The organism is Sphaerisporangium sp. NPDC049457 (assembly GCF_055586705.1).
The window spans coordinates 77357-101957 of sequence record NZ_JBVJHR010000023.1; the positions used below are offsets into that span (position 1 = coordinate 77357).

A 24601-nucleotide genomic window follows, 5' to 3' on the forward strand; every position below is an offset into this window, starting at 1 on the left:
TCCACGCACCAGCGGGGCCCGCGGGATCGTTTCCCGGGCCCCGCCTCCGCCACTGCCCACCATAGTCAGGAAAGCGCGGTCCAGCCTTGGAGAACACCTCGGAAATCGACGTCTCCGCCATTCCCAAACCTGTCCTCATCAACGTCCCCGTCGACGACATGGAACGCGGTCTTGATTTCTACCAGGCGTTCCTCGGAATGCCGCTGGCGCGTTCCCTTTCCTACGAGATCTCCTACCACGCGCCGGTGTCCAGCGACGGAATCCTGATCACCGTGAACCAGCGGCGGTTCCCCGGCGAGTCGGTGACGATCTACTACCACGTCGCCGACCTCGACGGATCGCTCAAGATGATCGCCGACCACGGCGGCGAGGTGACCGCCGGGCCCTACGACCTGCCGTTGCCCAAGCAGGTCAAGCCGGAGTTCCGCGAGCAGTTCCGCGACAGCCCGTTCTACCGCGGCGACGCCGGCGACTCGATGGGCCGCGGCGCCAGCGTGGCCGACGCCGACGGCAACCGGTTCGGGCTGGTGCAGTTCAGCGAGTGGGCCCACGCGACCTTCCGGCTCGGCGAGTACGCCACCCCGGTCACCGCCGAGCAGCTCGTCGACCAGTCGATCGCGCTGAACAGGAAGGTTCCCCCGCCCACCGAGATCTTCCAGGAGTAGCGCCCATGGACAATGTCACCGATCCCCAGCTCGCCGAGGCCAGCGCGGGGGTGAGCGCGTACCGCCTGCTCAGCCCGGGGCTGGACTCGGTCGGTCTGCGCACGCACCAGGCGCGCTACGACAATCTGGGCGAGGCGCGCTTCCCCCGGATCGCCGAGGAGTTCATCGTCGCGGGCCGCTTCGCCCCCTGGGACCGCGAGGCGCAGCTCTCGGGCGCCGACTACTTCGGCGACGTCATGGCCACCGCCCTGTCCGTGATCGACCAGGAGACGCCCGCCGCCGCCGACACCGTCGAGCTGCCGCCGCCCGTCCCGCTGGCCATCGCGCTGGACGAGGCCGTGGCGCGCCGGCGCAGCGTGCGCCGCTACACCGGCGACCCGGTCGCCCTGGCCGAGGTCGGCACCATGCTGCGGTACGCCGCCGGGGTCACGGGGGAGGCCGACGCCGAGCTGATGCGCGGCGGCACCGCCACCTACCGGTTCCGCGCCGTGCCGAGCGGCGGCGGGCTGTACCCCGTCGAGGTCCACCTCGCCGCCCTGGACGTGCCCGAGCTGACCGTGGGCACCTACCGTTACAGCCCGGTCGAGGACGTCCTGGTGCGCACGGGGGACCGGGCCACGGTGGACCGGCTGCGCGAGTCGTTCGCCATCCCCGGCGGCATCATCTCCGTCGAGAGCGCCGCCGCCGTGATCCTCCTGGTGGCCCGCCCCTGGCGTTCCATGCGCAAGTACGGCCCGCGCGGGATGCGCTTCGTCCTGCACGAGTGCGGAGGCATGTCGCAGAACGTCCACCTGGCCGCCACCGGGTTCGGCCTCGGGACGACCGACTGCTCCAGCTACATCGACGACCTGTCCAACGAGGCGCTCGGACTGGACGGTGTGCTGTCCTTCCTGGCCCACACGATCTTCGTCGGGTGGCCGGGGTGAGCGAGCCGCGGCCGCTGCTGGTCTACGTGCACATTCCGTTCTGCAGCTCCAAGTGCCACTTCTGCGACTGGGTCACCGAGATCCCCACCGGCGAGCTGCTGCTGCGGCCCGCCGACAGCCCGAGGCGCGCCTACATCACGGCCCTGTGCCGGGAGATCAGGGAGCGGGGGGCCGACCTGGCCGCCCGCGGATACCGGCCGGAGATCATGTACTGGGGCGGCGGGACCGCCAGCATCCTGGCCGAACACGAGATCGAGCAGATCGGCGAGGCGCTGCACGAGGTGTTCGACCTGCCCGCGACCCTGACCGAGGCGACCATCGAGTGCAGCCCCGAGAGCCTCAGCGCCGCCAAGCTCGCCGCCTTCCGCCGCGTCGGGTTCCGGCGCTGGAGCAGCGGCGTGCAGTCGTTCGACGACCGCCGGCTGCGCAAGCTCGGACGCAGCCACGACGCCGCCGAGGCCGGCCGCGCGGTGCACCTGGCCGCCGAGGCGGGGTTCGACGACCGGTCCATCGACCTGATCTGCGGCCTGCCCGGCGAGACCGTCGAGGAGGTCGCCGAATCGGTGCGCACCGCACTCGACCTGCCGGTGACGCACGTGGCGCTCTACCCCTACCGGCCCGCTCACGGCACCGTGCTGCGCCGGCAGGTGACCCGCGGCACCACCGCCATGCTCCGCTCGGAGCAGAAGACCGCGTACGCGCTGGCCGCGGGCATGCTGGTGGACGCGGGGCTGCCCGAGTACGCCATGAGCCACTTCGGCGACCGTCGGTGCCTGAGCGACCTGGCCTACTTCCAGCTCCGCATGGACTGGGTCGGCTTCGGCTCCGGCGCCACCTCGCTGATCGGCGGGGAGTACCTGGCGCACCGGCGCGGCTTCCTCGCCGCCTACAACCGCGACCCCCTGCACTTCGACGAGCGCTACCCCGCCGCGTCCCCCGCGATCGCCGCGCGGCTGCTCTACCAGGCGCTCACCACCTTCGAGGGCGCCTCGCGCGCGCTCTGGCAGGAACGGACCGGCGTCCCCCTTGAGGAGATCCTGACGCTCGGGCCGTGCCGCCACCTGCTCGGCTTCCTCGAACGGGTGGCCGAGGTCCGCCGCGACGCCGACGGCGTCCGGCTGCGCCGCGACCAGATCACCGACGCCTTCATCGACCTGCAGTTCGCCGGGATCGCCGCCGCGGGCGGAGACGAGCCGAGGACGGCGGCCCTGCTCGGCTGACGGCGGCACCCGCGCAGCCCCCCGTAGTACCAGGAAGGAAAGGCATCCATGCAGCAGAGCAAGAACGTGCGGATCAAACCGTCCTACAGCGTCGTCGCGCACGACGCCGACACCGTGGAGCTCCGGCACGGCGTCTGGAACGTCCGCTCCTACACCCTCACCGACCACGCCAGGACCGGCCGCCTGTACAACCTGCTCAGCGGGCTCGACGGCACCACCGGCCGCGCCGAGGTGGCCAAGGCCAACGGCGTCACCCGCGCCGAGATCGAGGCCCTGGTGGACCACCTGGACCAGCTCGGCGTGATCGCCCGCGGCCCGGAGACCGCGCTGGACGCCTACATCGAGAACACCGGCGCCTACGTGGCCGAGACCCCCGCGCCGCCGGTGGTCGTCCTCGGCGGCGAGGCCCTGGCCGAGGCCACCGCGCGCGTCCTCAGCCCGAGCGCGCCGGCGGGCGTCGAGGTCGCCGGCGAGGACGACCCGCTGCACCGCGCCCTGCTGGAGGCCGACCTGGTCGCCCTGGAGGACGGGCTGGCCTTCGAGCGGTTCGCCGAGCGGTTCGAGCCCTGGCGGGGCAAGCTGCTGGTCCACGTCGCCGAGGAGCCGCACCCGCTGCGGCTCACGGTGCTCAACCGCATCGCCCTGGCGCTGCGCACGCCGTGGATCCAGGCGGCCATCGACGGCCCGATGGTGATGATCGGCCCGTCGTTCCATCCGCCGGCCTCGGCGTGCTTCGCCTGTTTCGAGACCCGGGTGCTGATGAACTTGCGCGAGTCGGCCGGGTACCAGCGGTACAAGGACGCCTTGGTCCGTCGTTCGATCAGGGTCGGCGAGCCGCCCACCCTTGACGCGCTGCGCGCCCTGGTGGCCGGGCACGTGGGGCTGGAGGCGCTCAACCTGGCGCTCACCGGGTCCACCACGACCTTGGGCAAGGTGCTCGGCATCTACGTGCCGACCATGGAGATCGCCTACTCGGAGGTGCTGCGGCTGCCGGGGTGCCGGGCGTGCGGGCCGGTGGTGCAGCGCGAGGCCACCGAGCTCTACTTCGACGTGCGGCGGTGGATCGATGCCTGAGGTGTCACAGGTGGTGGAGGCGCCCGGGCTGATGGAGCCCCGCGTCGTCGAGTCCCCCGACCAGTTCACCGCGCGGCTGCGGGCCCGCATGCACTCCCCGCTGTGCGGGCTGATGACGTCGATGGGCTTCCTGCAGCGCCAGCGCGGCGCCCCCCGGCTGATGGTGGCCGGCGGCGAGCTGACCGGCGTGCACGTGCTGCGCGGCCTGCCGGCGCCCAAGATCGGCGCCTACCACATCGGCGGGTACGGGCTGCGTCCCTTCGAGTCCCACATCCGCACGCTGGGCGAGGTGGTGGAGCGGTACGGCGGCTACCTGGCCCCGGTGAGCGGGCGCTTCCCCATCCGCTACGCCTCGGTCGAGGAGCTGCGCGAGGCGGGAGAGGAGTGCGACGCGGGCCCGGCCGCCCCGTACACCGCCGCCCAGTACGGCCGCGACGGGTTCCCCTTCCGCGCGCGCCAGGACGGCGACGTGCTCGGCTGGGTGCGCGCGACCCGGCTGTCCGACGGCCGTGACTGCTGGGTGCCCGCCCAGCTCCTGCTGGTCGGCTACGTCGTCCAGGACCACCGGGGCGAGCCGTGGCTGGCCCCCGCCGTGTCCACCGGCACCGCCTCGCACACCGACCCCGACCGGGCCGCGCTCAACGCGCTGGAAGAGATGGTGCAGATCGACGCGGCGCTCAGCCACTGGTACGGCGGCAGCCGCTCGACCCGCGTCACTCCCGGCGCCCGCACCGCCGCGCTGCAACGCGTCGTGCAGAACGCGTTCGACCTGCGGGGCGACCGGCCGGAGTTCCACCTGCTGCCCAGCGCCGACCTGCCCGGGTTCACCGTCGCCTGCCTCATCCGCAGCCCCGACGGCCGGCTGCCCGCCGTCGCCGTCGGACTCGGCATCGACGGGGTGCTCGAACGGGCGATGTACCGGGCGCTGCTGGAGGCGGCGGGCGTGCGGGGCCTTGCCACCTGGTCGGCGCTGCAGCAGCGGTTCGAGCAGCGGGACACCGCCACCGACGACATCTTCGACCTGGAGTCCAACGTCTCCTACGCCGCCACGCCCGAGGGCGCCCGGGTGGTGGAGGCCCGGTTCGCCGACTGCGGCGAAGCCTCCGCCGACGACCTGCCGCCCGACGACGAGCGGCCGGCCGGCGTCCGGGCGCGGGAGCTGGTGCGGGCCTTCCACGCGACCGGCAAACGCCTGTACGCGGCCGACTTCACCACCATGGACGTGGCCGCCCTGGGGTTCGTCGTGGCCCGCTTCTGGTGCCCCGACCTGGTGACGCTGCCGCTGCCCAGCGCCCCGGCGGCGGCCCACGAGCGGTTCGCCGCCTACGGAGGATTCCGCCGCCATGACCCCCACCCCTATCCCTGACACCCGGGCGTACGCCCTCACCGCGCTCGCGCTGCTGTCGCTGGCCTGCCTGACGCTCGCCGCCCACCTGCACACCCGGTGGGAGTGGGTGCGTCGGCTGCCGCTGCTCGGCGTCCACGTGCTGCTGATGGGGGCGCTCGTGGCCGCCGCGGCGCTGCTGCTCGGCCCGGTCGCGGTCGTCGTGCCGGTGCCGGGGCACCCCGCCGGCTGGTGGGGGGTGCCGGCGGGGGCGGCCCTCGGGGCCGCGCTCGGCGCGGTCGTCATCCGGGCCGACCGGGCGATCACCACGGCCGGCCGCGGCCCCCGTCAGGCCCCCGCGGGGCCCCGGCCGCCGCGCATGACGGCGGCCCGGCCCGCGGGGTTCGCCGCCTCGGGGACCGGCGCCGCCGAACGCCGCCGCACCGGGCTGGTGCGGGCACGCAACGACTACGCGCCCACCGGCGCCGACCTGCGGGTACGGCCCGAACTGCTGGTCGCCGTGGCCGTCGGGGAGGAGCTGGTCTTCCGCGGCGTGCTCACCCGGCTCGCCCTGCTGCCCGGCGATGTCCTGCTCGCGGCCGGCGCCCTCGCCGTGACGGCGGCGGTGTTCGCCTGCTCCCACGTCTTCTTCGGCTGGGTGCAAGTGCTGGCCAAGACGCCGCTCGCGGTCGCCGCCTGCGCGGCCACGCTGCTCACCGGCAACGTCCTCGCGGCGGTCGTCGCGCACGTCGCGTTCAACGTCTGGGTGTGGCGCTACCGGCGCAGCGAGCCGGTGGCGCGGCGGACCGCGGCGCGCGGGATGTGGGGGGCGCCGGCATGACGGCCGCCCTGCCCTGGCCGCTGCGCGCGCTCGTGCTGGCCGCGCTGGTCCTGCTGTACTACAAGTACGCCAAGGCGGCCCTGTTCGCCGCCTGCCGGCGCGCCGCCCACCTGCTGCCGTTCGCCCGCCGCCTGGACGCGAGCGAGCGCGGCAGCGTCCTTGAACTCGCCGCCGCGGGAGCCAGCCACGTGCTGGTCGTCATCCTGCTGGCCCTGGTCACCGGCGTCGACGTCGCCGGGCTGCTCACCGGCTGGAACCGGCCCGGCCTGATTCTCCTCGGCGCCGCGATCGGCGTCGGCGAGGTCGCCCTCGGCTCGCTGCTGTGCCGGGTGCTGATCGAAGGAGTGCAGGCCCGGGGACGGCGCCGCGCCGCCGCCGAGCGGGCCGCCACGCCGGCCCGGCCGGTCGCCGCCGGGCGGGCGCCCGCCCGCGCGCAGGCCGCCGAGGCCGCGCGGGCGCGCGCGCAGCCCGCGACCGCCGCCGCGGAGTCCGGCGCGGGCGAGGAGCGGATGCGGCAGTGGCTCGGCCTGTCGCGGGGCGGCTGGATCCGCCACCACCTGAAGACGATGGAGGTCGTCTCCCTGCCGCTGGCCATCGCGCTCACCGCCGTGCAGGTCGGCAGCGAGGAGGTCGTCTTCCGCGGGCTGGTGCTGACCTGGCTGCGCGACGCCGGGCCGGTGCTCGCCATCGCGCTGTCCTGCCTGCTGTTCACCGTCATGCAGGTGTTCCTGATGTCCTCCTGGCGCGCGGCGATGTTCCCCGTCGTCGGGGCGATCGTCATGGGCGTCACGCACAGCGTCCTGTACTGGCACTACCCGGTCTTGATCCCCCTGATGGTGGCGCACGTCACCTTCTTCCTGTTCGCCGTGGCCTGACGGTCGCGCGGAGAGAGGAACGCCCATGTTCCACGGCCTGTCCCTGCTGCCGGACTGCGCGCCGGCGACCAAGGCGCCCGACGAGTACTTCCGGGACGTGCTGCTGCTGAGCCGCCTCGCCGACCAGGGCGGCATGAGCCACGTGAAGATGACCGAGCACTACCTCGGCGCCTACGGCGGCTACTGCCCGAGCCCGCTGGCGTTCCTGTCCGCCGTGGCCGCCGCGACCACCCGCATCCGGCTGATGACCGGATGCGTGCTGCCCGTGTTCCACCACCCCGTCCAGCTCGCCTCCGAGGCGGCCATGGTCGACGCCATCAGCGGGGGACGGCTGGACATCGGCTTCGCGCGCGCCTACCTGCCCCAGGAGTTCGCCACCTTCCAGGTGCCGATGGACGGCAGCAGGGAGCGCTTCACCGCCACCGTGGAGACCGTGCTGCGGCTGTGGACCGAGGAGAACGTCAGCGTCGACACGCCGTTCTTCCGCTTCCGGGACGTCACCACGCTGCCCCGGCCGGTGCAGCGCCCGCACCCGCCGGTGTGGATCGCGGCCGTGCGCTCGCGCGAGAGCTTCGCCTGGATCGGCGAGCGGGGGTACAACCTGCTGGTCACCCCGGCGCTGACCCCGCTCGCCGAGATGAGCGACCACATCGCGGTCTACCGCGAGGCGCACGCCGACGCCGGGCACCCGCACCCGCCGCGCGTCGTGGCGAGCCTCCCGCTGTACGTGGGCGACAGCGACGAGGAGGCGTCCCGGACCGCCGACCCGCTGCTGCGGGCCTACCTGGACGTGTGGGCGGACGCCACCGACTCGTGGGTCTCGGCCGCCTCCGACGACTACCGCGGCTACACGGGCATGAGCCGGGCCATACGGGCGCTGGACCCGGTGTCGTTCCGCACCATGGGCAGCGCCATCGTGGGCGCTCCGGCGACCGTGGCCGAGCGGATCCAGGAGGTCTCCCAGGCGCTCGGCGCCGACGGGTTCCTCTGGCAGATGGACTTCGGCGCCGTGCCGGGCGAGGTCGCGGTGGCGAGCCTGGAACGGTTCCTGGACAAGGTGCTGCCCACCCTGCCGTCCGGCCGGTCATGAAGGAGAGATCGATGCGAACGGGTGCGCGACTGCTCGCGGCGCTGGCGGCGGGGCTCGCCCTGGTCGCCGCCGGAGGACCGCCCGCCGCGGCGGCGGGCGGCACGGGCGGGGTGAGCTGCCGCCTGCTGGCCGTCCCTGCGGCCGTGGCCGGCACCCCTGTCACCCTGCGCGGGACGCTCTGCCGTCCCGCCGGGCCGCCGCCGTCGACCGTCCAGCTGCTGCTGGCCGGCGCGACGTTCGACCAGGCGTACTGGCTCACCCCCGCCGAGGCGGGCGCCCGGCCGTACGCGACCGCCATGGCCGCCGCCGGGTACGCCGTCCTCGCCCTCGACCGGCCCGGCACCGGGCTGAGCGGCCGCACGCCCGCGGACACGACGACGCTGAGCAGCGAGGTCGAGGCCGTCCACGACATCGTGGGACGGCTGCGCGGCGGCGGGGTGGACGGCACGGCCTACCGGCGGGTGGTCGGCGTCGGGCACTCCTTCGGCGCGAGCGTCCTGGTCACCGAGGCCGCCCGGCACGCCGACCTGGACGCCGTCGTGGCCACCGGCTTCGTCCACTCGGTCGGGCCGAAGCTGGACGCGCTCAACGAGGCCCTCGTGCCCGCCGCCGGCGATCCGCTCCTGAAGCCGACCCGCCCGCCGGCCGGCTACCTCACCACCCGCGCGGGCACCCGGGCCGGCCTGTTCCTCGACCCGGCCGGCGTCTCCCCGGCGATGCCGTCGGTCGTCGAGCTGACCAAGACGACGATGACGACCGGCGAGCAGGCGACGCTCGCCGAGGCCGGCGACCCGGCGATCTCCGGCGCCGTCCGAGCCCCGGTGTTCGTGGCCGTCGGCGAGCACGACGACCTGTTCTGCAACGGCCCCTACCTGCAGTGCACCGACGCGGAGGCGGTCAAAACCTGGGAGAGTTGGTTCTACGCGCCGGAGGCGCACCTGTCGACGTTCGTGCTGCCGGGGGCCGGGCACGCGCTCAACCTGCACCGCAACGCCCCGGCCCTGTTCACCGCCGTCCGCACCTGGCTGTCGGCCCTGCCCGCGTGAGACGTCACGGGCGGGTGGCCGTCACCATGGCGGTGCGGGCGTGCGGGCCGCCGTACCAGAACCGCCAGCCGAGGTCGCGCACCTCGACGTCCAGCGCGCCGCGCTCGCGGAGCACGGCGGCGTAGGCGGCGCCGTGCCGGAAGTCCGCCAGCCGCAGCCGCCCGCCCGGCTTCAGCACGCGGAAGGCCTCGGCGACCGCCCGCGCGCGCCCGTCGGCGTCCGGGATGTTGTGCACGGCGAGGCTGGAGACCACCAGGTCGAAGGTGGCGTCCTCGAACGGCAGGGCGCGCATGTCGCCGGTGACCAGCTCGACCCGGTCGGCCACCCCTTCGGCGCGGGCGTTGGCCCAGGTGGCGTCCTGGCTGTTGCCCGACTGGTCGCGGGTCCACAGGTCGATGCCGGTGGCCGTGCCCGAGGGGAGCCTGGCCGCGGCCTTGAGCAGGACGAGGCCGCGGCCGCAGCCGAGGTCGAGGACGCGCTCGCCGCCGGCGAGGCCGAGCGCGTCCAGTTCGGCGTCCCATACCTGGAACTTGCCGCGGAGGGTGGTGTGCGCGAAGAACGCCGCGCCGGCCACCAGGATGAGCCCGCCGACCAGCAGGACCACCGCCAGGATCGTCCAGCCGGCCGCGAAGCAGGCGGCGGCCAGGCCGAGCTCCACCACCCCTCCCACGGTCAGCCCGGCCAGCACGGCAGGGGCGTCCACACCATAGTTCGCACGCGGCTTCGTCACGCTGAGTTTCTTACCGCTGATCGCCCGCCGTGTACAGGGGCCGGGCGAATTCGGCGTGCGCCGGAGCCGGCGCCGCGCGGTCCCGGCCGAAACAACGCACATAACGAAATGAAAGGCGGCTCCTATATTCTCCGAAATCCGGTAGATCTTCGGTGGCGGGCCGGCGCGGCGGAGCCGAAGGGCCGGCCTCGCCGCGACCGGCCGCACGCGGCCGGCGCGGACGCGTAATACAAGGAGGCACGGCGTGGACGGAAATCGCGTGGAACAGGCGGCGGGTTACGCGGAGAACGGTGATTTGAACCTCGGCTACGTCATCGACCTGTACCGGAAATACGCCGGCGACCTGCGGGCCGTGCGCGCCGAGCAGCACGCGATGCGCGCCGCGAATCCGGGGGTCGCCACGAAACTGGACGACCTCGAAGCCGAGATCACCTACCTGATGGTCCGGGAGCACCGGCCCGAGGTGGTGGTCGAGATCGGCTCGCTGGACGGATGGTCGACCACCTGGCTGCTGCGCGCGCTGCGGGACAACGGCGCCGGGCACCTGCACACCTACGACCTGGTCGACAACGCCCGTAAGAACGTGCCGCAGGAGCTCGCCGAGGGCAGGTGGACGTTCGTCCACGGCGACGCGCGCGAGATGCTCGCCGACCACGACCACGCGATCGACTACCTGTTCGTGGACGCGGCGCACACCAGGAGCTTCGCGCGCTGGTACGTCAACGAGCTGTTCCCCACGGTCCCGCCCGGCGTGCCGGTCAGCGTGCACGACGTCTTCCACACGCGGCGGCCGTGGCCGTTCAGCGAAGGCCGGGTCGTGCTCTCGTGGCTGGCCGAGCGCGGCATCGGCTACTTCACCGCGTCGCGGGCGGCCGCTCCGGAGGTCAACCGGGGGCTGTCGGAGCTGAAGCGGACCCTGGACCTCGGCGAGGCGGTGCACACCGGGCGCAACGACCCGATGCTGTGCTTCTACATGCGATGACCCTAGACCCACCCGCGCCGGCCGGCCTCGGTGCCGGCCTGGAAGCGGCTGACCGCGTTGAGGCGCTCGGTCAGCGCGTTCATCATGCGCTGGACGCTCCGCAGCGAGATGGCCAGGCTCCGTGCCGCGGACTCGTCGGTGTGGCCGTCGGCGAGGAGCCGCAGCAGGTTGTGCTCCTGCGGGGTCAGCCCGTGCTCGTTGCGCGCGGGCAGCTCGGTGATGGGCGTCCCGGTGCTCCACAAGGGCCTCCCGGACGTCGTGGTCGGCCAGGCCCAGATGGGCGGCGATGTCGGCCACGCCGAAATCCGGGTGGTCCAGCATGATGCGGTAGATGGCCTCGTCGCGCGCGGACAGCCCCAGCGCACTCAGCACCGTTACCTACCTGCGCAGTGAAACGGGCGCCTCCTGCGCCTTTCCTGAACCACTGTCGCCCGGGGAGATGGCGGTTCAATTCAAGATTGAATTACACGGCCGGGTCGCTTACGGTGACCGTCGTTGACGGCTGGTGACGTTGAAGCCGACGTTGACTATCGGTGTCATTCACCTAGTAGATCTGCTTCCGTCCCCCGCTCGCCCGTAATATAGATCATGACGACTTTTGCTTGCAAGACGCCCCGAAATGCCTTGGCGAATCGCAGTCCGCCGGTGACGCTCCGAAGGCGAAGGGGCGGGGCGGCCCGCCGGGCGGGCCCCCTCGGCCACGTGGCGTCGTGCTGGCCATGCTCCTGACGATCGGTTCTCACACCGGGACGATCATCCCCCGCGGACGGCACGGCGGCGTACAAGGAGCCCCGCGCCGGCGGTGAGGGCCACCACCAGCCCGGCCAGCACCAGCACCCGTCCATCGGGGCCCGCCTGGCCGCCGCCTCCTGTGTCCGCGGCGCCGGCCGGAGTCCTGGTCACCTTGGCGTTGCCGTCCCCGGCAGGCACCTGCGTCCCGGCCTCCTCCTCGTCCTCACTCTCGCCATCGCCTCCGGTCTCCGTCCCGGCAGGGGTCGAGGTCGGGGTCGGAGAGGTGGCCGGCGGCGTGGGGTCGTCCGTGGCGGCGCCCCCAGCGCCCCCGGCGACCGTCAGCGCATAGGAGGCGAGGGCGTCGGCGTTGCCCACCTCGCACTCGATCAGCCGTTCGCTCGGTGTGGAACCGAAGTTGATCGCACCGGGCTTCACCCTGGCCGTGCCGGTGTTCATCGACGTGGTCTTCATGCCGACGGCCGGTAGGGCGATGGGCTCGCCCGGGCCGATCTGCCCGCCGAGAGAAGCCATTCCCGTGGCCGAGTTCAGTTGGGGGAGGTCGCTGATGGACGCGTACGCGTACATCTTGGTGCCGGCGGGCAGCCCGGCCGCGGGGGCCACCAGCGAGCCGCCGCCGACGTACACGCCCCGCCAGCCGATGGTCATCTGCTGCCCGGTCACGACGCCGGTCGGGATCGTCAACTCGACCTGCACCCGGATGTCCTGCCGTTGAGCGCTCCCTGATCTGTCGGTGCACTGGTATTCCACGATGTCGGTGACGACGACCGTGCCCTGCCCGCCCGCGAGGGCGGTGGCGTGCGCCGGAGAGCAGAGGAGGAGCAGACCGCCGGCCAAGGCGGCGGCGGGGAGGGCCGGGGGGATGCGCACTGCGGCTCCTGTCATGACGGATGGGGCACGAGAGGAGACGGTGCGTGAGGATGCTTGGTTGTCAGGAAATGTTGGTGAAATTTTCTGGCATGGTGCCGGGGGCGGTCGCGCGTTGTCGGCAGGGGTGTCGGGTGGAGGTGGAATGCCGCGTTCACCTGGCTTGGGGCGAGGGCGGTGCGGGCGGCGCGCTTGGGGCGGGCGGCGTGGACGCGGGCGATCGGGAGGGCGTTCTGGACGCTTTTGTCGGCCGGAATCGAGCCGGAGGGGCGTGAGGGCCGTTCTAGAAGGGGTAAGGCAGAACGGCCCTGTCGACTCGCCGCCATTCGCGGCGGGCTGACCAGACAAGCCAATGGAGGAACAACGGTGACGCCCACCAAACCTGACAAGCCGCACGAAAACGGATCAGGCGGGCCGCGCTGGCGCCTCTCAGGCCCGCCCATCCTCGCCGCCGCCCTCGTACTGGTGGCGTCGGGAGGCGTCGGGATGGCCGCGGCCTCCGCGGCGTCCCCCACGACGCCTCCCGTGGAGACCCCCACCCCCACCCTGACGACCACCGAGACTCCGACCGCGCCGCCGACCGGTCTGCCGCCGGCCGTGCCGCCGACCCCCGTGCCCTCGGTGCCGGTGCCGAAGGTGGCCCCCTGGCCGTTCGTCGGCACGATGCACGGCGAGTTCGTCATGGCGGTCAAGAAGAGCTGCACCTTCGTCACGCTGCTCACCCAGACCGGCCAGGCGACCGCCGTGGCCGAGGACTCCATCACCGTGCGCAGCCTGGACGGCTACGAGAGGGCGTACGCGATCACCGACGACACCCGCGTCGTCTCGGGCCGCCGTGGCAACGGCGAGATCAAGCAGGGCGACTGGGTTTCGCTGACCGCCGCGCCTCAGGGGGAGAGCGCGACGCCAGACCCCACCCCGCCCCCCGCGCCGTCCGACACCGCCACTCCTGTGCCGTCGGACACCGCGACTTCCGCGCCGTCCGACACCGCCACTCCTGTGCCGTCGGACACCGCGACTTCCGCGCCGTCCGACACCGCCACCCCCGCGCCGTCCGAGACCGCGACTCCTACGCCGTCGGACACCGTGAGCTCCACGCCGTCGGATCCCGGGACGGTGGCGCCCCAGGACAGCGGGACCGTGGCTCCGCAGGAGACCGTGACCCCCGCGCCTGAGGCGGCCGCGACGGCCGGCTACATCGTGGACCTGTCCCGCCCGAGCAAGAGGTACTGGCCGGGCAAGGGCTGGTGGCCCGCCACTTACTGGGCGCCGAACCAGAGCAAGTGGCGTACCCCCGCGTCCTGCGCCACCCCGGCCCCCACGCCGACGGCGATCCCCACCGTGACGCCGAGCGAACCCACCACCCCCAGTCCCACCCCCACCGAGCCGAGCGAGAACCCCACGGCCGATCCGACGGTGACGCAGACGATCACCGTCACCCCGACTCCCTGAGCCGCCCCCCGGCAACGCGCCGGTGACGGTCCGACACCCCGACCCACGGCCGCGGCACGGCCCTCGTGCCGCGGCCGTCTCACGCCCGTGGGTGTTCCACGCCCGTGGCGGCCGTCTCAGCCCGTGGGGGTCGTCTCACGCCCGTGGCGGTCGCGGAACGGCCGTCGCGGCGTCAGTCGCAGCAGCAGTCGTCGTCATCGCCGGTGGTGTTCGCGCCGGCGGTCGCACCGTCCGAGGAGTCGTCGGTCGTCGTGGCGTCGGCGGTGGACGTCGCCTTCTTGGCCTTCTTCGGCGGGGCCGGGTTGATGATGATGACCTTCAGATGGATGTTGCACACCTTGGCGTGTTTGCACAGCGCGTTCTGGATGCCGGTCGTGCCGCCCATGGTGTCGGCCGAGGTGTGCTGGTAGCCGCGGTTGCTGGTGGGGCTGCGCACCGTGGCCAGGCTGTTGTTGCGCTTGCCGTTCCCGATCTTCAGCACGTCCGACCCCGAATCGGACCCCGAGCCCGAGCCGGTCCCGGAGTCGTCATCGTCGCGCGCGTGCCCGCGGGCTCGCGCGTGCGCTCGGGCGTGGTGGTGTGCCTTCGCGCGGACGTGATGGCGTCCCTTGGCCGAGCGCCCCGCGTCGGTGTCGGCGCTCGCGGCGGGGGCCACCACGCCGAAGACGATCGACGCCGAGGCGCCCGCGAGCAGGCACATGGCGAGGTTTCCGGCGAGCACTCGGCCGCGGTGCTGACGCGTCATCTTCTGTCGCCCCCTGCTGCGTCACCCTTGAACCCGGGCGGGCGGGTCCGGGATCCGGACCGGAGTGGTCAGCGTATCGCCGGGCGGTGTGGCCACCCCGTTCCTGACTATCCGCGCGCGGAGGTCATTACCGGATCATTGCCATGCATGACGAGAGCGACGAGCGGCGAGGCGTGGCGCGCGTTCGCGGCTCATCTCCGGTGACGGTGGCCTATGCGGCTCTTCTGCGTGATGACGCAGACGCGCTGCCGATGGCACTGAGCCGTCTGGGTGCGGGCGTATCCGCCGGTGATGGTGTTCGCAACCTGCTGCTGCCCACGGAGCACCGTCGGGCTGTGGACGGCCACGTAGGCGTTGTTGCGCCGGCCGTTGCCCGCGTGCGTGCGGACCGGCCCCCGGTCGCCGCTCGTCATGACCGCCACCGGGCCACGGGGCGCGCTCATCGCCTCGGCGCCGGCCGGCGACCACGCGCCCAACCCCAACGCCGTCAGCGCGCAGAAGGCCGACGCCAGCAAGCCCAGCAGGCTGGGCGAGGCCGACGCCTGTGGCAGCGCGCCGACCAGCGGGTTGTCCGCGCGGTGACGAGCCATTTCGCGCACCTGCCTCTCCATGTCGCCCGGCGGACGGGCGTGCCCGGCCGGTGCATCGATGACGTCAGGCTCCCTACCCATGGCCCGCGCCCACCCTTCGCCTGAGCTGTCGTCTTCCGTGTGTCTTTGACCGCCTTTTGACACCATGGCCGGAGGAGGTGACGGTGTTGGCGCTTCCTGTACGCGCGTCGGCGCGGGGCGAGCCGTACGACCGAGCCGTACGACCTCTTGCCGTGGACGGGAACACCCGGCGTGCCGGGAGGAGTTCGGCTGGATATGACTCAGGTGCGGGGAGTGTGAACGGGTGACGGGAAGCCGAGCGTCGAAGAGTTTGATGGCGGCCGCCGCGGTGCTGGCGGCGGCGGGATGGGCGCTGCGTGACATCCCTGCGGAGCTGGGGGTCAGGCCGCTGCGGTCGGGTGAGCCGCGCGCCGCCCGCATCCTCAGGTCTCCCCAGTTCAAGGACGGCGTCTTCCACAACCCCATGTCCGGCACGACCAAGGTGCCGGCCGGGCCGCCGCCCAACATGGTGCGTGAGCTGGTCACCGGCCGCGACCTGCGCCGCCCGCCGGGGACCGTGCCGCTCCTGACGCCGTCGGCCGCGCCGTCCCCCGCCGACGGACTGCGGGTCGTCTGGTACGGCCACGCGTCGACGCTGGTCGAGATCGAGGGACGGCGCGTCCTGTTCGACCCGGTGTGGAGCAGGCGGGTGTCGCCCTCGCAGCTCGTGGGGCCGAAGCGGCTGCACCCCGTCCCGGTGGGCCTGGACTCGCTGCCGCCGATCGACGCCATCGCGATTTCGCACGACCACTACGACCACCTCGACCTGGCGACCGTGCGCAGGCTGACGCGCACGCGTTCCGCGCCGTTCCTGGTGCCGCTCGGCATCGGCGCCCACCTGGAGCGCTGGGGCGTGCCGTCCGAGCGTGTCATCGAGCTCGACTGGGGCGAGGACGCCGAGGTGGCCGGGCTGCGGTTCACCGCGACCGCGGCCCGGCACTTCTCGGGGCGCACCTTCAACCGCAACGACACGCTGTGGGGTTCGTGGGTGGTCGCCGGCGCGCGGCGCAAGGTCTTCTACGCCGGCGACTCCGGCTACTTCCAGGGGTACGCCGGGATCGGCGCCGAGCACGGGCCGTTCGACCTGACGCTGATGCCGATCGGCGCGTACAACTCCGCCTGGCCGGACATTCACATGGACCCGGAAGAGGCGGTGAACGCTCACGTCGACCTCGGCGGCGGGTTGCTGCTGCCCGTGCACTGGGCGACGTTCACGCTGGCGCTGCACCCGTGGGCCGAGCCGGTGGAGCGGCTGTGGCGCGAGGCGAAGGCCCGTGACGTCCGCATCGTGACGCCCCGGCCGGGCGAGACCGTCGACGTCGATGCCGCGCCCGCGGTGGACGGCTGGTGGGAGACCCTGATAAGGGGGTGACGTGGACCTGTCCCAGGCGGTGAGCGAGCTGTACGGCGGCGCGCCGGAAGACTTCGTCGAGGCGCGCAAGCGGCTGGCCGCCGATGCCAAGAAGGCCGGGGACGCCGGCCTGGCCAAGACCATCGGCGCGCTGCGGCGTCCGACCGTCTCGGCGTGGGCGGTGAACCGGCTCGCCCGCGACGCCCCCGACGAACTGGGCGAGCTGCTCGACCTGGGCGCCGAGCTGCGCGCGGCCTGGCAGACGGGCGGGCAGATCGGCGAACTGGACCAGCGGCGCGGCGAACTGGTCGCCCGCCTTGCCCGCACCGCGCACGAACTGGCCGAGCGGGCGGGCCGTCCCCTGCGCGAGGCGGCGGCGCGCGAGGTCGAGGACACCCTGCACGCGGCGACGATGGACGAGGAGGTCGCCGAGGAGGTCCGGCACGGGCGGCTGGCGCAGCCGCGCAGCCACGTCGGCTTCGGGCCTGTCGGGGCACTGCCGGGCATGGCGGCGTCGCGGTCCGGCCGCGCCGCCCCGCCCGCGTCCGGGAAGCGTCCCGCGGGCGATCGCCGCCCCGGCCCCGGGAAGGGCGACGGCGAAGGCGAGGGCGACGGCGAGGGGCCCTCGGCGCCGCGGGAGGCGGGGGAGACCCGCGCGGAGGCGCGGCGCCGTGAGCGTGAGGAGGCCAGGCGCCGGGAGGAGGAAGAGCGGCGCCGAGCGCTGGTGCGACGGGCCGCCGACGCCGCGGCCGCCGCGGAAGAGGCCGCGCGCGTCCTCGGCGAATGGGAGGCGGAGGCCGCCGAGGCCGCCCAGGTATGCACGGCGGCCGGTGAGGACGTCGAACGCCTGCGCCGCGAACTGGAGGCCGCCAGGGAACGCCAGGAGGCGGCGACCAAGCGGCTCGGCGTGGCCGAGCGAGAGCGCGACCGCGCCGCCCGCCGCGCCACCGAGGCCCGCCGCCGCGCCCAACAAGCACAAGCCGCCCTGCACCCCTAAATACCCGCCCAAAAGCCCGCCGTCTGAGCCGATGACCCGAGTGACCATGCCCTTCTCCGCTCATGTGTGCTGGATGTGTCCGGCGCCGGGTCGGCGGGTCGTGGTACGGCGATGGCGGCGCCGTTGTACGGTGCCCGGCCCGGCGAACGTTCGTCGCGCTTGTCCGCCGTCGCGGCGTCGCACTACCTTGCCGGTGTGGACCTGTTCGTACGCTCTTGGGCGGCGTTGCGTACGGCGGTCGCCGAACTGCCGGACGAGGACTTCGTGCGGCCGTCCGGCTGTACCGGCTGGCTCGTGCGCGACCTGGTGTGCCATCTGGTGATCGACGCGCAGGACGTTCTGATCACCCTGGTGACCCCCGCCGACACGGAACCGACCCGCGACGCGGTGACCTACTGGGAGGTCGCTGACACGCCGCCCACCGGTGACGACCCGCTCGACGCGCTGACCGTCCGGCTGGCCGCCGCGTACGAGGAGCCTCGGCTGCTCAAGTTCCACCTGGACGACGTCGGCTCCGCCGCCGGCCGCGCCGCCGGGCTCGCCGACCCGGGCCTGCGGGTCGGGACCCGCGGCGAGGTCCTCACCGCGGGTGACTACCTCTCCGCGTACGTCCTCGAGTGGACGCTGCACCACCTCGACCTGGTCGCGCACCTTCCGGACGCGGCGGACCCGCCCGCCGAGAGCCTCGCCCGGTCCCGCGAGATGCTGGAGACGATCGCGCGGACCGCCTTCCCCGCGTCGTTCACCGACAAGGACGCGCTGCTCGTCGGCACAGGTCGGCGTGCCCCGACCGACGCGGAAAAGGCCGAACTGGGCGAGGCGGCCGGAAGGCTCCCGTTCGTCCTCGGCTGACCGGCCGCACGCCGCCACCCGGAGGACGGCGCCCCGCCCTCCGTCGACCCACCCGTAGCTCGTGCCCCGCGAATATTCGCCCGGCTGAAACGAGCGCGGCCGTCGGTGGGTGGAGACGACGAGATTCGCCGTGAAGCCCGGGAAATCCTGGCTAGGGACGCGGTACCGGGCGGCGGGGGGTGGGGCCGCGCCATTCGATCAGCAGGACTGTGGCGTCGTCCTGTAGTTGCCGGTCGTGGTAGGTCAGCACGCTGCGGATGAGCCGGCGCAGCATCTCCTGCACGGGAAGGTCGTCCATCACGCTGCGGATGACGAAGTCGACGAAGCGGGGAAGCCCGAACTCCTGGCCGTCCCGGTTGCGGGCCTCGGTGATGCCGTCGGTGTAGAGCAGCACCCGGTCGCCCGGCTGCAGCTGCTCCTGGCAGGTCACCAGCGGCAGGCCGAGGTTGAGGCCCAGGGGGTGGGAGGGCTTGCACTCCATCGTGCCCACCCAGTGCCCGTCCCGGAGGAGCACCGGGGGATGGTGGCCGCAGTTGACCCAGGTGAGCAGGCCCGTCGGGATGTCGAGGTTGCCCAGCAGCGCGGTGGCGAAGCGCTCGTCGGCGCCGAACTCCTCCAGCAGGGTGTCCTCGATGGCCTCGGCGGTCGCGGGCAGGGCCTTGCCCTGATGCCGGTTGCTGCGGCAGGCGGCGACGACCAGGGTCGCGGTGAGGCCGGCGGAGGCGTCGTGGCCCATGGCGTCGTAGATCGCCAGGTGCAGGTTGTCGCCCGCGATGCCGTAGTCGAAGGCGTCGCCGCTGATGTCGTAGGCCGGCTCCAGCGCCCCGGCGACCACCACGTTGTCGTTGGCGAAGCTCATCGGCGGCATCAGGTTCCACTGCATCTCCGCCGTGACGCTCATCGGGCGGGTACGCACGAGCCGGGCGTAGGTGTCGCTGTGCGAGCGCTTGCTCACCACCAGCAGCGCCACGGTCGAGGCCAGGCAGCTGATGTCCGAGAGCGTCTGCTCCGTCGTCTCGTCGGCGCTGACGCGCATCACGCCGAGACGCTCGGTGCCGTCGAGCAGGGGCACCCACCACCACTCCGGGCCGCCGCCGTCGTAGTTCTTGGCGAGCACCTGGAGCTGCTGGAACGCCTTGCCCGGCAGGGTGCCCTCGACCGGCAGCTCGACCGGCGGGTCGGCGGGCTGCGGGTGGGCGCCGGCCGGAAGCGGGAGCAGGTGCAGCGTCTCCTGCTGCAGGTCGATCAGATAGACCAGCACATCGCGCAGCCCGGCGAGCGGAGCGTGCTCGGCGAGCAGCTCCGGCAGCCTCTCCAGGGCCGACAGGTGGCCGGCTTCGACCAGTTCGGCCATCAGGTCGGCGGCACCGGCGGAAACCTTCCTCGGCATCACCCGCCCCCTGTCCTCACGCAAGACAAGCCTTACCCGTGTGGAACAGCGAAAGGGGCATGTATGGCAAATCTTGGCCATAGGTATGGGAACACCGCACAGTCGTCCGGGCAGGCGCGTCCGACTCTTACCTCTCGCTAATCCCGTGCTCCGTAGACATGGTGCCGTCGGCCGGGCAACGGGCCCGGGGACGCGAGGAGGAGGACGAAATGACAGTCCGGCGGCTGGCCCTGGTGTTCGCGGCACTACCCGTGCTCGCGCTGGCCGGATGCGGTGGCCAGGCCAAGAGCGCGGGCGTCGCCTCGGCGGACGGCGGGGCCTCGGGGCAGCCCACCGCGACGGCCTCGCCGATGACGTCCAGCGACCCGTTGAAGTTCGCGCAGTGCATGCGCGAGCACGGGATCGACATGAAGGACCCCGTGGACGGCAAGATCATGATCAAGGCCGACAAGGGTCAGCAGGGCAAGATGGAGGCGGCCCAGCAGGCGTGCGCCAAGTACATGCAGGGCGGCAAGCGGATGGACAGGGACGATCCCAAGGCCAGGGACGCGATGCTGGCCTACGCCGGGTGCATGCGCGAGCACGGCATCGACATGCCCGATCCCAAGCCGGGGGAGGGAATGCTCCTGAAGATGCCCGAGAACGGCGGGGCGGCGGCCGAGAAGAAGCTGGAGGACGCGCAGAAGGCGTGTGAGCGGCTCCTGCCGGGCGCGGGCGCCCCACCGCCCGGCGCCGGCGGATGAACGGCTCCGGTCGCGGCGCGCCGGTGGTCACCTCGCGGTGGCGGGGAGGCGGGCCGCGACCGGGGAACGGGCGGCGGTGGGCAGGCGCACGGTGACGACCAGGCCGCCGTCCGGGCGGGGCGCGGCGTCGACCTGGCCGTCGTGCGCGGTGACGATGGCCCGGACGATCGAGAGCCCGAGGCCGGAGCCCTGCGCGGAGCCGACGCGCTCGCGCAGCCGGTGGAACGGCTGGAACAGGTCCTCGACCTCGTAGGACGGGATCACCGGGCCGGTATTCGTCACCTTGACAATGACATTTCCTGACTCGTCGGATACCTCGACCTGCACCATGCCGTCCTTGACGTTGTACTTCAGCGCGTTCTCCACCAGGTTGAACACGCAACGCTCGATGAGCACCGGATCGCCCGCCGCCGTCGCCGGGGACAGGCGGCGCTCCATGGCGATCCGCCGCCGCCGCGCGATCGCCTCCAGCGCCTCCAGCACCCCGAGCGTGACCTCGTCCACCGCCACCGGCTTGCGCGCCACCAGTTCGTGCTCGGACCGGGTGAGCAGCAACAGCCCTTCGATCAGCCGTTCGTGCCGGGCGTTCGTGCCCAGCAGCGCCTTGCCCAGGCGCACGAGGTCCTCGGAGGCGTCCGGCTCCTCCAGCGCCACCTCCAGCAGCGTGCGGTTGATCGCGAGCGGGGTGCGCAGCTCGTGCGAGGCGTTCAGCACGAACCGCCGCTGGGCGTCGAACGCGCGCTGGAGCCGGTCCAGCATGGCGTCGAAGGTGTCGGCGAGCCGCTTGACGTCGTCCCGGGGACCGTCCAGCGCGATGCGCTCGTGCAGGTTGCTCTCCGACAGCCGTTCGGCCGTCTCGGTCACCTGCCGCAGCGGGCGCAGGGCGCGGTCGGCGACGAGATGGCCGAGGATGATCGCCAGCACGCCCACGGCCAGCATGATGAGCGCCGAGTTCTGGAACAGATCGCTGAGCACCTGCTGCCTGCCCTGCTCCACCGCCGCGACGACGTCGCGCTGCACCTTCATCGCGAACACCATGGGCTTCTCCGTCGTTCCGGAGACCGACGGCAGCGGCGGGGCCGACCCCACGAAGAACTCCCGCTCCAGCGCGCGGGCCGTGAGCAGGTACGTCACCCACAGCAGCGTGGTGCCGGCCGCGAAGAACAGGCCGCTGTAGAGGATGGTGAGCCGGGTGCGCAGCCCGACGCCGCTCCACCACGCGTGCAGCCGCGCTCTGATCATCGCTGCCCTCCCAGGCGGTATCCGAGGCCCGGCACGGTCTCGATGACATCCGGTTCGCCCAGCTTCCTGCGCAGGGTGGTGATGGTCACCCGCAACGCCCCCGTCCCCGACTCCACGTTCTCGTCCCATGCCCGCGCCACGAGCTGCCGGGGAGTGACCGCGGCCCCGCCGGCCCGCATCAGCTCCGCCAGCACGGCGAACTCCTTACGGGTGAGCGTCACCGGCGCCCCGTCCCTGTGCACCGCGCGGACCGCCGCGTCCAGCCGCACCCCGGCCCATTCCAGGACGGCCGGACGGGCGGGCGCGGTCCGGCGGGCGAGCGTGCGGATGCGCGCGACCAGTTCGGAGAACGCGAACGGCTTGGTGAGGTAGTCGTCCGCCCCGAGCGAGAGCCCCGCCACCCGGTCGCCCACGCGCCCTGCGGCGGTCAGCATGAGCACCCGGCCGGCCGCCCCGGTCGCGGCCAGCCGGCGGCACACCTCGTCCCCGTGCAGCTCGGGGAGATCGCGGTCGAGCACCACCACGTCGTAGCCGGTGTGGCACAGGCGCTCCAGCGCCTCGGCGCCGTCGTAGACCACGTCGACGGCGATCGCCCGGCGCCGTAGTCCGCGGGCTATGGCGTCGGCGAGTTCGTCCTCGTCCTCGACGACGAGCACACGCATCTCCGATCCCCCTTCCGATGGCCTGCCTGCATGAGACGGCCGACTGCCCAGCGTGCCTCACCGCGCGTTAGCCACCGGTAAGCGCCCGGACCTCGCCCGCCGCGCCGCGTCACCGCTTATCCGCCGCTAATCCGCGCCTGGCTAGAAACCCACCCATGCTGCCGGGCGTGCGTCCCGGAGCACGGAGGTGACACGTTGATGCGAGTTCGGCGCCTGGCCGTCCTGTCGGCCGGGCTGGGGGTGATCGTGATCGCGGCCGGGGCGGCCACCGCCGCCGTGGTGATGAGCTCCGGCGCCGGCGCACCTGCGCCGTCCGCGTCGGCGGCCCGGAACACGGCGGAGATGACCCGCGGCGATCTGGTGGACACGACCTCGGTCGACGGCACGCTGACCTACGCCGGCGAACGGCGGGTCTACGCCGGCGGGGCCGGCACGGTGACGGCCGTCGCCCGGGAGGGGGCCACCGTCACCCGCGGCCACGCGCTGCTCAAGGTGGACCGCAAGCCGCTCGTGCTGATGTACGGCACGATCCCGGTGTACCGGACCATGAGCCGCGGCGTCGTGGACGGACCCGACGTGCGGCAGCTGGAGTCCAACCTCAAGGCGCTCGGCTACGGCGACGACATGACGGTGGACGGGGGGTTCACCTACGCCACCTACCAGGCCGTCCGCGAGTGGCAGGAGGACCGCGGCCTGCCGGAGACCGGCGCGGTGGACGCGAGCCAGGTGGTCTTCCTCCGCGGGCCGGTACGGGTGTCGAACGCCGAGGTCGAGGTCGGCGACGCCGTGGCCCCGGGCAGGCGCGCGCTCACCGTCACCTCCACCCGCCGCACCGTCCACGTGGACCTCGACAGCGGCTACCAGTCCATGGCGAGGAAGGGAGCGGCCGTGACCGTCGAGCTGCCGGGAGGGCGGCGGGTCAAGGGCACGATCAGCGGCGTCGGCACGGTGGCCGAGGCGACCGGGCAGGGCGACCCCGGCGACGACGGCGGAGCCACCATCGACGTCGACATCACGCTGAAGTCGCCGAAGAAGGTCGGCCGGCTCGACCAGGCGCCGGTCACCGTCGACATGGAGAGCGAGCGGGTGAAGGACGTGCTGTCGGTGCCGGTCGAGGCGCTGGTGGCCCTGGCCGAGGGGGGTTTCGGCGTGGAGGTCGTGCAGGGGGGTGCGTCCCGCTACGTCGCGGTCGAGACGGGGGCGTACGGCGGCGGACGGGTCGAGGTCACCGGCCCGGGACTGGCCGAGGGCATGAAGGTCGGGGTGCCGGAGCAGTGACCGCCATCGTCCGGCTCACCGACGTGCGCAAGGTCTACGGCGGGCACGTGGAGGCGCTCCGCGGGGTGAGCCTGGTCATCGAGGAGGGCGAACTGCTCGCCATCGTCGGCCCGTCCGGATCGGGCAAGTCCACCCTCCTCCACATGATCGGCACCCTGGACCGGCCGACGTCGGGAAGCGTCCGCATCGCCGGCCACGAGATCGGCGAGCTGTCGGACCGCGAGCTGTCGGCGCTGCGCGCCCGGTGCCTGGGGTTCGTCTTCCAGCAGTTCCACCTGGCGCCCGGCACCACCGCACTGGACAACGTCGCCGACGGGTCCCTGTACAGCGGCCGGCCGCTGCGCGAGCGGCGGGAACGGGCCGCCGCCGCCCTGGAGCGCGTGGGTCTCGGGCACCGGCTCGGGCACAAGCCGCACCAGCTCTCCGGCGGTGAGCAGCAGCGGGTCGCCGTGGCCCGCGCCGTCGTCGGGGACCCGCCGCTGCTGCTCGCCGACGAACCCACCGGAAACCTGGACTCGGCGGCCGGGGCCGAGGTGCTGGAAATCCTGCGCACTCTGCACGCCTCGGGCACCACCGTGGCGATCATCACCCACGACGCCGACGTCGCGGCGCGGACGCCCCGCAGGGTGCGGGTCAGAGACGGCCTGATCGCCGCCGACGACGGCCCGCCGCCCGCCCACCCACACGACGCCACCGGAACGACCGTACCGACCGGAACGACCGTACCGACCGGAACGACCGGAACGACCGGAACGACCGGAGATCGACGAGAGAGCCCGATGATCAGAGCGACCCCTCCGTGGGAAGTCGAGGGGAGAGCCCGATGACCGTAGCGACCCCTCCGTGGGA

Annotated in this window: 25 protein-coding genes; 17 read left to right on the forward strand and 8 right to left on the reverse strand. The window is 73.0% G+C overall.

Annotated features, from left to right (window positions below):
• Positions 1–86: 86 nt before the first annotated feature.
• From ACZ6QO_RS31215 to ACZ6QO_RS31255, 9 genes are read left to right on the forward strand one after another with little or no spacing between them, the layout of a single operon-like run.
• Positions 87–665 (forward strand): VOC family protein, encoded by a 579-nt coding sequence (locus ACZ6QO_RS31215; RefSeq protein ID WP_465855903.1) that lies wholly within the window; start codon positions 87–89, stop codon positions 663–665.
• 5 nt (positions 666–670) lie between these two features.
• Positions 671–1591: a SagB/ThcOx family dehydrogenase gene (locus ACZ6QO_RS31220; protein WP_465855905.1), complete on the forward strand. Its 921-nt coding sequence runs from the start codon at positions 671–673 to the stop codon at positions 1589–1591.
• Entirely contained in the window at positions 1588–2811 is a 1224-nt protein-coding gene (locus tag ACZ6QO_RS31225; protein WP_465855907.1) for a coproporphyrinogen-III oxidase family protein, read from the forward strand. Before ACZ6QO_RS31220 ends, ACZ6QO_RS31225 begins: the two co-directional genes overlap by 4 nt.
• Before the next feature lie 48 nt (positions 2812–2859).
• Positions 2860–3885, forward strand: coding sequence for a TOMM precursor leader peptide-binding protein (locus ACZ6QO_RS31230; protein ID WP_465855909.1), 1026 nt, complete (start codon positions 2860–2862; stop codon positions 3883–3885).
• A complete protein-coding gene (locus ACZ6QO_RS31235) occupies positions 3878–5251 on the forward strand; it encodes a YcaO-like family protein (RefSeq protein ID WP_465855911.1) in 1374 nt (457 codons plus the stop codon). Before ACZ6QO_RS31230 ends, ACZ6QO_RS31235 begins: the two co-directional genes overlap by 8 nt.
• Positions 5229–6050 (forward strand): CPBP family glutamic-type intramembrane protease, encoded by an 822-nt coding sequence (locus ACZ6QO_RS31240; RefSeq protein ID WP_465855913.1) that lies wholly within the window; start codon positions 5229–5231, stop codon positions 6048–6050. Before ACZ6QO_RS31235 ends, ACZ6QO_RS31240 begins: the two co-directional genes overlap by 23 nt.
• On the forward strand, positions 6047–6925 hold the full coding sequence (locus ACZ6QO_RS31245) for a CPBP family glutamic-type intramembrane protease (protein WP_465855914.1): 879 nt from the start codon (positions 6047–6049) through the stop codon (positions 6923–6925). The genes ACZ6QO_RS31240 and ACZ6QO_RS31245 overlap by 4 nt, the downstream gene beginning before the upstream one ends.
• A gap of 25 nt (positions 6926–6950) precedes the next feature.
• Complete coding sequence (locus ACZ6QO_RS31250; protein ID WP_465855916.1) at positions 6951–8015, forward strand: LLM class flavin-dependent oxidoreductase; 1065 nt, start codon at positions 6951–6953, stop codon at positions 8013–8015.
• 11 nt (positions 8016–8026) lie between these two features.
• Positions 8027–9061, forward strand: a complete 1035-nt coding sequence (locus ACZ6QO_RS31255; RefSeq protein ID WP_465855918.1) for an alpha/beta hydrolase — start codon at positions 8027–8029, stop codon at positions 9059–9061.
• A 4-nt stretch (positions 9062–9065) separates the two neighbouring features.
• Here the strand turns inward: ACZ6QO_RS31255 and ACZ6QO_RS31260 are convergent, their stop codons facing one another.
• Positions 9066–9791: a class I SAM-dependent methyltransferase gene (locus tag ACZ6QO_RS31260; protein WP_465855920.1), complete on the reverse strand. Its 726-nt coding sequence runs from the start codon at positions 9789–9791 to the stop codon at positions 9066–9068.
• A 244-nt stretch (positions 9792–10035) separates the two neighbouring features.
• Between ACZ6QO_RS31260 and ACZ6QO_RS31265 the strand changes: the two genes are divergently transcribed.
• On the forward strand, positions 10036–10773 hold the full coding sequence (locus ACZ6QO_RS31265; protein WP_465855922.1) for a class I SAM-dependent methyltransferase: 738 nt from the start codon (positions 10036–10038) through the stop codon (positions 10771–10773).
• Positions 10774–10775: 2 nt separating this feature from the next.
• On the opposite strand, the gene ACZ6QO_RS31270 is transcribed toward ACZ6QO_RS31265, so the two are convergent.
• Positions 10776–11015, reverse strand: coding sequence for a response regulator transcription factor (locus ACZ6QO_RS31270; RefSeq protein WP_465855924.1), 240 nt, complete (start codon positions 11013–11015; stop codon positions 10776–10778).
• Positions 11016–11526: 511 nt separating this feature from the next.
• Entirely contained in the window at positions 11527–12393 is an 867-nt protein-coding gene (locus ACZ6QO_RS31275; protein ID WP_465855926.1) for a hypothetical protein, read from the reverse strand.
• A 363-nt stretch (positions 12394–12756) separates the two neighbouring features.
• Between ACZ6QO_RS31275 and ACZ6QO_RS31280 the strand changes: the two genes are divergently transcribed.
• Complete coding sequence (locus tag ACZ6QO_RS31280; RefSeq protein ID WP_465855928.1) at positions 12757–13842, forward strand: hypothetical protein; 1086 nt, start codon at positions 12757–12759, stop codon at positions 13840–13842.
• A gap of 172 nt (positions 13843–14014) precedes the next feature.
• On the opposite strand, the gene ACZ6QO_RS31285 is transcribed toward ACZ6QO_RS31280, so the two are convergent.
• Positions 14015–14587, reverse strand: a complete 573-nt coding sequence (locus ACZ6QO_RS31285) for a hypothetical protein (protein ID WP_465855930.1) — start codon at positions 14585–14587, stop codon at positions 14015–14017.
• Positions 14588–14778: 191 nt separating this feature from the next.
• Positions 14779–15186, reverse strand: a complete 408-nt coding sequence (locus ACZ6QO_RS31290; protein WP_465855932.1) for a hypothetical protein — start codon at positions 15184–15186, stop codon at positions 14779–14781.
• A 325-nt stretch (positions 15187–15511) separates the two neighbouring features.
• Between ACZ6QO_RS31290 and ACZ6QO_RS31295 the strand changes: the two genes are divergently transcribed.
• The 3 genes from ACZ6QO_RS31295 (at position 15512) to ACZ6QO_RS31305 (ending at position 18437) form a co-directional block, all read left to right on the forward strand.
• Positions 15512–16609: an MBL fold metallo-hydrolase gene (locus tag ACZ6QO_RS31295; protein ID WP_465855934.1), complete on the forward strand. Its 1098-nt coding sequence runs from the start codon at positions 15512–15514 to the stop codon at positions 16607–16609.
• 1 nt (position 16610) lies between these two features.
• Positions 16611–17585 carry a hypothetical protein gene (locus ACZ6QO_RS31300; RefSeq protein ID WP_465855935.1) on the forward strand — a complete coding sequence of 325 codons (975 nt, stop codon included), beginning with the start codon at positions 16611–16613 and terminating at the stop codon, positions 17583–17585.
• A 195-nt stretch (positions 17586–17780) separates the two neighbouring features.
• Positions 17781–18437, forward strand: coding sequence for a maleylpyruvate isomerase N-terminal domain-containing protein (locus ACZ6QO_RS31305; RefSeq protein WP_465855937.1), 657 nt, complete (start codon positions 17781–17783; stop codon positions 18435–18437).
• A 151-nt stretch (positions 18438–18588) separates the two neighbouring features.
• Here ACZ6QO_RS31305 and ACZ6QO_RS31310 read toward each other — a convergent pair whose 3' ends face one another.
• Entirely contained in the window at positions 18589–19827 is a 1239-nt protein-coding gene (locus ACZ6QO_RS31310; RefSeq protein WP_465855939.1) for a PP2C family protein-serine/threonine phosphatase, read from the reverse strand.
• 209 nt (positions 19828–20036) lie between these two features.
• On the opposite strand from ACZ6QO_RS31310, the gene ACZ6QO_RS31315 reads away from it, so the two are divergent.
• Positions 20037–20570, forward strand: a complete 534-nt coding sequence (locus tag ACZ6QO_RS31315) for a hypothetical protein (protein WP_465855941.1) — start codon at positions 20037–20039, stop codon at positions 20568–20570.
• A gap of 27 nt (positions 20571–20597) precedes the next feature.
• Here ACZ6QO_RS31315 and ACZ6QO_RS31320 read toward each other — a convergent pair whose 3' ends face one another.
• Positions 20598–21812: a HAMP domain-containing sensor histidine kinase gene (locus ACZ6QO_RS31320; RefSeq protein WP_465855943.1), complete on the reverse strand. Its 1215-nt coding sequence runs from the start codon at positions 21810–21812 to the stop codon at positions 20598–20600.
• Positions 21809–22474: a response regulator transcription factor gene (locus ACZ6QO_RS31325; protein WP_465855945.1), complete on the reverse strand. Its 666-nt coding sequence runs from the start codon at positions 22472–22474 to the stop codon at positions 21809–21811. Before ACZ6QO_RS31325 ends, ACZ6QO_RS31320 begins: the two co-directional genes overlap by 4 nt.
• Positions 22475–22672: 198 nt before the next feature.
• On the opposite strand from ACZ6QO_RS31325, the gene ACZ6QO_RS31330 reads away from it, so the two are divergent.
• Together ACZ6QO_RS31330 and ACZ6QO_RS31335 are read left to right on the forward strand one after the other, a co-directional pair.
• Entirely contained in the window at positions 22673–23752 is a 1080-nt protein-coding gene (locus ACZ6QO_RS31330) for a peptidoglycan-binding protein (protein ID WP_465855947.1), read from the forward strand.
• Positions 23749–24579, forward strand: coding sequence for an ABC transporter ATP-binding protein (locus tag ACZ6QO_RS31335; RefSeq protein ID WP_465855948.1), 831 nt, complete (start codon positions 23749–23751; stop codon positions 24577–24579). The genes ACZ6QO_RS31330 and ACZ6QO_RS31335 overlap by 4 nt, the downstream gene beginning before the upstream one ends.
• The last annotated feature ends 22 nt before the right edge of the window (positions 24580–24601 follow it).